Source organism: Pseudomonas sp., assembly GCF_040514055.1.
Taxonomy (GTDB): Bacteria; Pseudomonadota; Gammaproteobacteria; order Pseudomonadales; family Pseudomonadaceae; genus Aquipseudomonas.
On sequence record NZ_JBEVDL010000074.1, the window covers coordinates 80,290 to 89,570 of the forward strand.

General features: G+C 60.2%; 9 protein-coding genes and 2 pseudogenes. 3 read left to right on the top strand and 8 right to left on the bottom strand.

Features of this window, described 5'->3' with window-relative positions; translation table 11 throughout:
- Positions 1 to 247: 247 nt before the first annotated feature.
- The 4 genes from ABWY06_RS19490 to ABWY06_RS19505 all read right to left on the bottom strand — a co-directional run bounded on the left by ABWY06_RS19490 (position 248) and on the right by ABWY06_RS19505 (position 4,712).
- Positions 248 to 1,372, bottom strand: coding sequence for an agmatine deiminase family protein (locus tag ABWY06_RS19490; protein ID WP_353927233.1), 1,125 nt, complete (start codon positions 1,370 to 1,372; stop codon positions 248 to 250).
- A 274-nt stretch (positions 1,373 to 1,646) separates the two neighbouring features.
- Positions 1,647 to 2,744: an extracellular solute-binding protein gene (locus ABWY06_RS19495; RefSeq protein WP_353927234.1), complete on the bottom strand. Its 1,098-nt coding sequence runs from the start codon at positions 2,742 to 2,744 to the stop codon at positions 1,647 to 1,649.
- 2 nt (positions 2,745 to 2,746) lie between these two features.
- Complete coding sequence (aguB, locus tag ABWY06_RS19500; RefSeq protein WP_353927235.1) at positions 2,747 to 3,655, bottom strand: N-carbamoylputrescine amidase; 909 nt, start codon at positions 3,653 to 3,655, stop codon at positions 2,747 to 2,749.
- A gap of 4 nt (positions 3,656 to 3,659) precedes the next feature.
- Positions 3,660 to 4,712, bottom strand: a complete 1,053-nt coding sequence (locus tag ABWY06_RS19505; protein WP_353927236.1) for an agmatine deiminase family protein — start codon at positions 4,710 to 4,712, stop codon at positions 3,660 to 3,662.
- Positions 4,713 to 4,845: 133 nt separating this feature from the next.
- Here ABWY06_RS19505 and ABWY06_RS19510 point away from each other — a divergent pair, with 133 nt between their 5' ends.
- Positions 4,846 to 5,727 carry a LysR substrate-binding domain-containing protein gene (locus tag ABWY06_RS19510; RefSeq protein ID WP_353927237.1) on the top strand — a complete coding sequence of 294 codons (882 nt, stop codon included), beginning with the start codon at positions 4,846 to 4,848 and terminating at the stop codon, positions 5,725 to 5,727.
- Positions 5,728 to 5,894: 167 nt separating this feature from the next.
- On the opposite strand, the gene ABWY06_RS19515 is transcribed toward ABWY06_RS19510, so the two are convergent.
- A protein-coding gene (locus tag ABWY06_RS19515; protein ID WP_353927238.1) for an IS3 family transposase occupies positions 5,895 to 7,051 on the bottom strand; the annotation gives its coding sequence in 2 pieces (ribosomal slippage) (positions 5,895 to 6,793 and positions 6,793 to 7,051; 1,158 coding nt in all).
- Positions 7,052 to 7,120: 69 nt separating this feature from the next.
- On the opposite strand from ABWY06_RS19515, the gene ABWY06_RS19520 reads away from it, so the two are divergent.
- Positions 7,121 to 7,453 (top strand): hypothetical protein, encoded by a 333-nt coding sequence (locus ABWY06_RS19520; RefSeq protein ID WP_353927239.1) that lies wholly within the window; start codon positions 7,121 to 7,123, stop codon positions 7,451 to 7,453.
- 231 nt (positions 7,454 to 7,684) lie between these two features.
- A pseudogene (locus ABWY06_RS19525) lies at positions 7,685 to 7,831 on the top strand (IS5/IS1182 family transposase); the annotation flags it as partial.
- Positions 7,832 to 8,133: 302 nt separating this feature from the next.
- Here the strand turns inward: ABWY06_RS19525 and ABWY06_RS19530 are convergent.
- The 3 genes and pseudogenes from ABWY06_RS19530 to ABWY06_RS19540 all read right to left on the bottom strand — a co-directional run.
- Positions 8,134 to 8,607, bottom strand: a complete 474-nt coding sequence (locus ABWY06_RS19530) for a macro domain-containing protein (protein ID WP_353927240.1) — start codon at positions 8,605 to 8,607, stop codon at positions 8,134 to 8,136.
- Positions 8,604 to 8,861 carry a hypothetical protein gene (locus tag ABWY06_RS19535; protein WP_353927241.1) on the bottom strand — a complete coding sequence of 86 codons (258 nt, stop codon included), beginning with the start codon at positions 8,859 to 8,861 and terminating at the stop codon, positions 8,604 to 8,606. Before ABWY06_RS19535 ends, ABWY06_RS19530 begins: the two co-directional genes overlap by 4 nt.
- Before the next feature lie 140 nt (positions 8,862 to 9,001).
- Positions 9,002 to 9,281, bottom strand: a pseudogene (locus ABWY06_RS19540) (IS4 family transposase); the annotation flags it as partial.

Sequence of the window (9,281 nt, forward strand, 5' to 3'; positions counted from 1 at the left end):
TTCTTATTATTGATTTGGATACGGGCCGTTTACGGCATGGCGGCACTCAATTCGAGCGCCCACTGGGTCAGCGCCATAAGCCCAGGAATAAAACGACCAAAACCCACCTGTACTGACGGCAAGCAGCCAGGTGCGTGCGCCAGGTAGTTAGGCCCCGAACGGCCCGACTAGCCAGCGCACAACCACGACACCGCCCAATAAAGGGCTGGACAAAAAACCCTTGTGGAGCAAAACGCATCGAGCGGTGCTAGAGCGCCGGTAGGTTCTTGGTCACGCAGTGGATACCGCCGCCGCCACCGGCGATCGGGTCGATATTCACTTGTACCACCACACGCCCCGGATACAGCTTGGTCAGCAGGTCCTTGGCGAACTTGTCGGCGGCGGTGTCACCGAACTGCGGCACGAATACCGCGCCATTGATCGGCAAGTAGTTGATATAGCCGGGGGCGAAATCCGGGTTGTTCTGGGTGTAGATGTTGCTGCGTTTCTTCAAGGGTGGCGGTAGCGTGTGCACCACCAGCTTGTTGCCATCGGCATCGGTGGTAGCCTTGAGGATATTCAAGTGAGTACGGGTCACCGCGTAGTCGTAGGACTTGGGGTCGTTATCGAGGTTGGCGATCACCACGCCCTTGGAGGCGAAGCGCGCGTAGAAGTCGACGTGCGCATCGGTGATGTCCTTGCCCCTGATTCCCGGCAGCCAGATGATCTTGCGCAGGCCGAGGTTGGCCTTGAGCTCGGCCTCGATCTGTCCCTTGCTCATGCCTGGGTTGCGGTTGTTGTTGACCCAACAGCTCTCAGTCATGATCGCCGTGCCGTGGCCATCCACCTCGATGCCGCCGCCCTCGCCGGTGAGCTGGCTGGCGATATAGGTGGCATGGGTTTCGTAGCTCAGGCTATCGGCCACCTGGGTATCGTTGCTCGCGGTTTGCTTGCCGCCCCAACCGTTGAAGTTGAAGTCGACCAGACCTCGGCCACCCTGGCCGTCGACCACGAAGCAGCCGCCGTAGTCACGCACCCAGACATCGTCCAGCGGCATGGTCAGAAACTTGATGTTGGTGGTACCGCACTTGCTCTTGGCCAGTGCAAGCTGGTTGGCACGGCACAGCACGGTCACCGGTTGATACTTGGCAATGGTCTTGGCCAACAGCGCGACGCAGTTATTTACCGGGGTCGCCCAGTCATTCCAGATCGCCGTGGAGGCAGCAAACGCCAGAAAGATCCGTTCCTGCAGCTCGTTCTCATCGGGCATGTGCCAGCTGTTGCCCAGGGCCGCACGCACCTTCGGCGCGCTCAGACCGATGCCCATGGAGGCGACGGCACCCAGGCTTGCGGCAACCGTCAGTTGTTTGATGAAGTCACGACGTGTAGACATAGTTCTGCACCCTCTCTTCGTATGATGGATACCCGTCGGTCAACGCCCTTTTCAGCGCCCAGCCAGGTCCTCCATGGCATGCTGCTTCTGAGCCGTCATGGGCGGTTGCAACGCGTTGCTCTTGCTGGGGGCCGGAACGGCCTTGACCTGTGCTTCACCGCGACACCCGGCTGCTGCATCCGTTGCGGCAGCTCACGGCCACCTGACCGCGCCGAGGGGACGCTGCAGTTGGCAGGCCAGGGACTGGCGACCGGTAACAGGCCGGCGATGCGGCCTAGAGGTTGGTCTTGAAGGTGCTCCAGGTACGCATGCGCGCACGCATGTCGCGCTGCGGGATGTCCTTGCCGGGAATCAACCGGGCATAGGTGGCTTCATCGGCATAGATATCGGGGTTGGTGCGCATGTCTTCGGTAACCATCGGCCGGGCCTTGGCGCTGGACGTGGGATAACCGGTAGCGTTGCTGATCGCCGCCATGTTCTCCGGACGCATGATGAAGTTGATCAACGCGTAGGCATATTCCGGGTGCTTGGCATCGGCCGGGATGGCCATGGTGTCCATCCAGATGGTGCTGCCCTGAACCGGGATGCGGTAGCCAAAGGTCCGCCCTGCTTTCGCCTCATCCGCCGTGCGCTGGGCCTGGGTCATGTCGCCGCTGTAGCCGAGCGACAGGCATATCTCACCGTTGACCAGCTGCGTGACCGGCTGTGACTGGAACTTGCGGATATACGGCTTGATGCTTTTCAGCAGCGCCAGCGCCTCGGCCAGGTCTTCTGCCTTGCCGCTGCGCGGCTCGTGCCCAAGGTAGTTGAGCACCACGGCCAGCACTTCGTCCGGCGAGTCGATCATGGAGATCCCGCAGTCGGCGAACTTGGCGGCCAACTCCGGCTTGAACAACATGTCCAGGTTATTGACCGGTGCCTGAGGCATGCGCTGCTCGATCATTGGCGCGTTGTAGGTCAAGCCGATTGATCCCCAGGTGTAGGGCACCGTGGCATGCCGCGAGTAGGGGTACTGGGTCCGCAGGTTGCGCAGACCCGGCTCGATGTCATCCAGATGCTCAAGTTTGCTGGTGTCCAGCTTCTGCAGCGCACCGGCGCGCATCAGGCGCTCGGCCACGGTGTCGCCCGGGAAGATCAGGTCATAACCGCTGCGCCCGGCCATCATCTTGGCTTCCAGCGTCTCGCTGCCTTCCATGACGTCGTAGACCACCCGGATACCGGTTTCCTGGGTGAAGTTGCTCAGGGTATCTGCGGCAAAATAGTCGGCCCAGTTATACAGATGCAGGGTCTTTTCCTCGGCCTCGCCCCAGGCCTGGGTACAACCCAGGGCGAGGCTCAGCGAGCCGATCAGTATGGCTTTACCAGGTTTCATAGTCAGACTCCTTGGTGATTCCAGCGCACATGGGGTTGCCGTCCATCCAGGCCCAGCAGCGGGCCATACATTTCCGGACGACGATCGCGGTAGATACCCCAGGTCAGCCGCTCCTCGCGCATGGCGGCGAGGTCCAGCTCGCGTACCAGCACGCCGCTGCTGTCGCGGTCGGCCTCGGCGAGCAACTTGCCCTTGTGGTCGGTGATAAAGGACGAGCCGTAGAATTTCATCTGCAACGTCGGATCGCCGGTCGCCACTTCGCATCCGACGCGGTTGGCCGCCATCACCGGCATGATGTTGGCGGCCGCGTGGCCACGCTGGGTGAGCTGCCAGTGGTCACGCGAATCCAGCGCCGCAGCACCCGGTTCGGAGCCTATGGCGGTGGGAAACAGCAGCACCTCGGCACCTTGCAGGGCCAGGCAGCGCGCAGTTTCGGGGAACCACTGGTCCCAGCAGATGGCCACGCCGATGCGACCGAAGGCGGTATCCCACACACGGAAGCCGCTGTCGCCGGGACTGAAGTATTCCTTCTCCTGATAACCGATGGCGTTGGGGATATGGGTCTTGCGGTACACCCCGAGCAGATGGCCATCGGCATCGGCCACGCTCAGCGAGTTGAAATAGGCGTTACCGGCCTTCTCGAACCAGGAGAGCGGCAGCACCACGCCAAGCTCCTTGGCCAGGGCGGCGAAACGCTTGAGCACCTGGCTCTGGCCGTACTCCTCGGCCAGAGCCAGGTGTTTATGATCCTGTTCAATGCAGAAATACGGGGTGGCAAACAGCTCCTGCAATAGGATCAACTGGGCACCCTTGGCCGCAGCCTCGCGCACCAGGTGCTCGGCCTGATCGAGGTTATGCCCAAGGTTCCAGCTGCAGGCGAACTGCGTGGTGGCGACGGTCAGCTTGCTCATACCCTCATCCCTTCAACGGCCAGGCCGGCTGTTGCTGAGTGATGCAATGCACCCCGCCGCCGCCATGGGCCAGCTGGTTGATCTGCACCGGCACTACTTCGCGACCCGGGAAGGCCATGCGCAGGGTCGTCGCCGCCTCCTGGTCGGCGGCAATGCCGTAGGCCGGCATGATGATTGCGCCGTTGCAGATGTAGAAGTTGGTGTAGGAAGCGCAGAACACTTCGGCCTCGGTATCCACCGCATCGGTAGCCTCGAACAATTCAAGCAGCTCGAACTTGCGGCCACGGGCGTCGGTGGCCAGCTCCAGGGCGCGACGGTTCTCGCGCACCACTTCGGCATACACCGAGGACTGATCGCGAGTCGCGTCCACCAGCAGGCCGCCTGGGTGGGCAAAGGCGCACACGCCATCGACATGGCCGTCGGTCATATCGCCGGTAACATGGTCCGGATCACCCGGCAGCCAGATGGTCTTGTTCACGCCCAGCAGGCGGGCGAAGATCTCTTCCATCTCAGCCTTGGTCATGCCCGGATTGCGGTTGCGGTTGAGCAGCACTGATTCGGTGGTAATCAGGGTACCGTCGCCATCCACATGGATCGCGCCACCCTCGTTGCCCAGTGGTGTGCCGAAGCAGTCCATACCCAGGCCATTGAGGATACGGCGGGCCAGGCTCTCGTCCAGATCATGCTCGGACTTGCCGCCCCAGGCGTTGAAGCGCCAGCTGACTCCGGCCACGCCGCAGTGTGGGTGGCAGACGAAGCTCGGCCCGGAGTCGCGGCACCAGCTGTCGTTGACCGCCAGTTCGATCAGTTCGATCGTGGCACCACACAACGTACGGGCACGCAGCGCCGCGGACGGATCGACCACCATCTTCACTGGTTCGAAGCGCGCAATGGCGTTGGCCACCCGGGCGAAGTCGACCTGCACCTCGGCCAGGGTCACGCCCCAGCCGGACTCCCACAGCCCCTGGTTATGCGGCCAGACCATCCAGGTGGCGGCGTGCGGGCCCCATTCGGCGGGCATGAACCAAGCGTTTTCTGCGACTGCTTTATGTTGCATACAAGTGCCTTCAGTTAAGTATTTGTTTTCACTGAAAACCGTGAATCCGGTGATGCCTTGCATGCTAGGCCTTTAAAAACGAGGCAACAAACGATAGATTTTGCATAAATTTGATTAGAAAGGCTTATCAGTCATGCTCAAACATTGGCCCCCGCTAAACGCCCTGCGCGGCTTCGAAGCCGCCGCCCGCTTGGGCAGTTTCCACAAGGCCGCCGAGGAGCTGCACCTCACCCAGTCGGCAATCAGCCAGCAGATTCGCAGTTTGGAAGGTTTCCTCGAACAGCCACTGTTCTACCGCAGCGGGCGCAGCGTCAGCCTCACCGATGCCGGGCATGACTTGCTCAGTACCACCCAGTCGCTGCTGCAGCAGCTGGCGGTGGGCATTCGCCGCCTGGAGCAGTACCGCAAGCCCAACCAGTTGGTGGTCAACACCACCCCGGCCTTCGCCCGTCACTGGCTGGTGCCACGCCTCGGCGAATTTCACCGCCTGTATCCGCAAATCGACCTGTGGTTGTTCACCAGCGATGAAGTACCGGACATGGCCGCTCAAACCATCGACATTACCGTGCGTGACGACCTCACCGCACAGGCCGAATGCAGCTTTCGCGTGCTGCTGGAAGACCGCCTCTATCCGGCCGTCCATCCCAGCCTGCTGGCTCAACAGCCAGACGAGCGCTGCACCTTGCATGGTGAGCGCGAAATGGATTGGAGCCACTGGGCGGTTCAGGGCGGCATGGACGTGGGCCAGCAAAGCCGCGGGCTGAATTTCTCCGACCCTGGTCAGTTGCTGGATGCCGCCAGCCAGGGACTGGGGATTGCCTTGGTCAGCCAGTTGCTGGCTGACCAGGCGCGGCGCAACGGCATGTTACAGCCTGTGGTGGAACAGAGCGTGCGCGGCCCAAACTGGGCCTGGCTGGTGCACCGTGACAGCGAGAACTGCCCGCTGACGCGCAGCTTCAGTGACTGGCTAATTGACAACTTGGTAGCAGCAAGCCGAACTAGGCAACTGCTCTAGATCATGGAGAGTCGCCCCTGATAGCCCAGGCGCTTGATGGCACCATTTAGCGTGTTTTCGCTGATGGGTTTATTGGGGTCGTTTTGCCCGGCCAACAAGTAGCGGTATTGCCCTGAAAAGGGCAGCAGCCTGTTCACTGATCTTACCCAGCAATCGTGGACACAGGTTTAAGCACTCAACCGGGCCTCGTAGGCTTCCGGGCTGATGTGCCCCAGCGTGCTATGACACCGCTGACGGTTGTAGTCGGTTTCGATGTATTCAAACACGGTTTCCCGCATCTGGGCGCGGCTGATGAAGCGCTCGCCGTGGATGCATTCGACCTTCAAACTGTGGAAGAAACTCTCCGCGCAGGCGTTGTCGTAGCAGTTGCCCTTCGCGCTCATGCTGCAGCGCAGGTGATGGGCACGGATCAACGCCTGATACGCCATCGAGCAGTACTGGCTGCCACGGTCGCTGTGTACGATCACGCCCTGGGGTGGCTTGCGGCGCCACAGTGCCATGCGTAAGGCATCGCAGACCAGGTCGGCCGTCATGCGCTCGCCCATGGCCCAGCCGATGACCCGGCGGGAATACAGGTCGAGGACCACCGCCAGATACAACCAGCCTTGCTCCGTGTGCAGATAGGTGATGTCGCCCACCCCTTTCTGGTTCTGTGCCGCTGCCGTGAAGTCTTGCTTGAGCAGGTTCTGCGCCACCGGCAGCGCGTGCCGGGAGTTGGTCATAGCCTTGAATTTACGGGCCGCCTTGGCGCGCAGGCCTTGCCGCTTCAACGAAGCGGCCACCGTCTTGCGGTTGCAGAGCAGCCCGGCGTCGCGCAGGTCGTAGCACAAGCGTGGCGCCCCGCTACGGCCCTGGCGGGCGTGGTACGCCAGGGCCACCCGCCGATCCCGTTCGGCCTTGTGCCACTGGCGCACCGAAGGTGGGCGCGAGCACCAGGCGTAGAAGCCGCTGCGGGCGACACGCAACACACGGCACCTGGCGGTGATGGAAAACTGCGGGGCGTGGGTCCTCATGTAGGCGTACTTCACTTGAGGCTCTTGGCAAAGTACGCGGCGGCCTTTTTTACGATGGCCAGCTCTTCGGCTTGCTCGGCCAGCAGGCGCTTGAGTCGGGCGTTCTCATCGGCCAGTGATTGCTCGCGCTCACTGCCGCACTGGGTCTGCTGTTTCTGGGTGCGCCAGCCATACAGCTGGGAGGCGTGCAGGCCAAGCTGTTCGGCGGCCTGGCTGACGCCGATGCGCTCGGCCAGCGCCAGCGCTTCGTCCTTGTAGGCCTGGGAATGGCGGGTTCGGGGTTGTTTCATCGGGCTTAGAGTTCTTGCCATGGTTCACCTCGTTGCAATTTATCGCTTAACGGGGTGTCCACTGAAACTGGGTAAGATCAGACCAACCACGTGCACCTGCCGCTGACACACGCCGATGCAGCTGGTATTTCGCGTGTGATGCAGCATCTGGGGCGCCTGTACGTCCTGTACGTCAACCGCAGGTACCGGCGTTCGGGCACCTTATGGGAAGGACGGCGCAAGGGCTGCCTGGTGAAGGCCGCACAGTACCTCCTGACCTGCTACCGCTATATCGAACTGAACCCCGTCCGGGCAGGCATGGTGCCGGTTCCCGAGGCGTACCGCTGGTCCAGTTACGGCTGGCACGGGTTGGGCATACCTGACCGCTTGATCCGCGATCACGCCTTCTATGACGCGTTAGGGAAGGATCTCAAGGAACGGTAGCACGCTTACCGGGCACTGTTTGCCGGGCACCTGGACCCAACCGCTCTGCACCTGCTGCGTGAGACCAGCGCTCACAACTACCCGCTGGGCAACGACCGCTTTCGTGCCTCCATCGCCCAGCAACTGGGCCGCTCGCTGGGCTACCGCGACCCCGGACGGCCGACGGTCAAAATTTAATCAATCCAGCCCAATTGCTCCGCTTCGATTAAATGACTACGACCCCTTTTGCTGGTGATCAAGCGCCAGTTCGGTTACGTGAAGGTGCGCTTCCGGGGACTGGCGAAGAACACGGCGCAACTGATCACGCTGTTCGCGCTGTCGAACCTGTGGATGGCGCGCAAGCCGTTACTGTCGGCTGCAGGAGAGGTGCGCCTGTAAGGCGGGGAATGGTCCCCCGCGAGGCGCTCGCGGGGGCTAAAAACACCACAATGAGCGGATGATCTGATCGGTTCTGATCGATTGGCCGCGTTCAAAATCGGCCGGGGCTGAAGTCGACCAGGAATACAGGGCTACCTCAGACCATCCTTAGGCCTGGAGTACGGCCGAAAACACCCTGCGACCATGACTTGGCGCGTCTTGGAAGACCTGGAGCGCCGACTACGCGTCGATGCGCAACAGCAGAGCATGACAGAGGGTTAAATGTGTGGGGATCACTCAGACTACGCCCCCTTTTGCTACAATTAATTTTTAATTTGAAGCTGCGCTCCGACCAAAAAATCCTCGCAAACATACACTTGAATCGAACTTACACCGAAAACCGACTCGATAACTTTCTTAACATCACTCCAATCAAGTCCGCCCAAACCGGCACCAATGCGGGGCATATAGATTTCAAAAACACCAGAATCGATTGCAAGACGATGCAACTCTTCCAAGGACTTCCTTATTGCCAAGATATCGGCTTTTGTTTTCCAGGTTTTTTGAGTTCCCAAATTATAGATCGTCGTTATTCCGTCATTCCATTCAAACACATCTCCAAGAGAAAAAAACCCATCCTTACATAACTCTTTATATCGGGAATACATTGCCGGCCACTTTTTGCGGAAAATAACGGCGATACCTTTCCCCATAGCGCCTGCACAATTACACCCATGAGCTAGCGCACGCGGAGAGTCCACCGTAAACATATCTCCAACACAATACGTAACGGTCATTGTTTCTGGCCATTTTGCCAGATTTCCTCGAATAGATCACGAGATATCTCTTCACCGTCATCGCTCGTTTCATCGAACTCTGGTTGATCGGTAAAGGGATAATCTTCGCTATATTGTGCCTGTCGGTCAGCCCAATATATCTTCGATCCAAACACGTCTATTTGACGAGTGATCACATTCTCCGGAGAAATTTCACAGTAAAATTTACCGACTTCACCATCCAAAGACTCAGAATAAAAACTAAAATAGCGCATTAAAATGTCTTTCCTGTCCGGACTATTCGACTGGTCAAATCCATATTATTCGAATTCAAAATAAACTGCACATTTTCCCGTGCTGCTGTTCCAGACAAATCCATTTCCATTGCTTGACGTGTTGGCAGCCCACTGATATCAATTTCGGTCACCGGTGCCCAGGGCTGCGTGCCGATCCGGTAGAGGTCTCGGTTGCGCACCCGACCGACGTAGTACCAGCCTTGGGCCTGGACGGCCTGCAACCAGGGCCGGCGAAAGCCGGCATCGGTGACCAGGATCGCCGTGCAAGCGGGGGCAGCCCTCGCGGTCGTGCACCCGCTCGTAAACCGCCAGGGAACGCCCGGCCACGGGCAGCGCGGCACGCAGCAAAAAGTAGCGCCCCGGCGCATCGATGGGGGACCAGTCGACCAGGATCAGCGG

What these genes read in the sequence shown, in the direction of transcription:
- ABWY06_RS19490 (WP_353927233.1), bottom strand. Translation starts at nt 1,372, where the DNA reads ATGTCTACACGTCGTGACTTCATCAAACAACTGACGGTTGCCGCAAGC.
- ABWY06_RS19505 (WP_353927236.1), bottom strand. Translation starts at nt 4,712, where the DNA reads ATGCAACATAAAGCAGTCGCAGAAAACGCTTGGTTCATGCCCGCCGAA.
- ABWY06_RS19535 (WP_353927241.1), bottom strand. Translation starts at nt 8,861, where the DNA reads ATGCGCTATTTTAGTTTTTATTCTGAGTCTTTGGATGGTGAAGTCGGT.
- ABWY06_RS19495 (WP_353927234.1), bottom strand. Translation starts at nt 2,744, where the DNA reads ATGAAACCTGGTAAAGCCATACTGATCGGCTCGCTGAGCCTCGCCCTG.
- ABWY06_RS19530 (WP_353927240.1), bottom strand. Translation starts at nt 8,607, where the DNA reads ATGACCGTTACGTATTGTGTTGGAGATATGTTTACGGTGGACTCTCCG.
- ABWY06_RS19510 (WP_353927237.1), top strand. Translation starts at nt 4,846, where the DNA reads ATGCTCAAACATTGGCCCCCGCTAAACGCCCTGCGCGGCTTCGAAGCC.
- aguB (WP_353927235.1), bottom strand. Translation starts at nt 3,655, where the DNA reads ATGAGCAAGCTGACCGTCGCCACCACGCAGTTCGCCTGCAGCTGGAAC.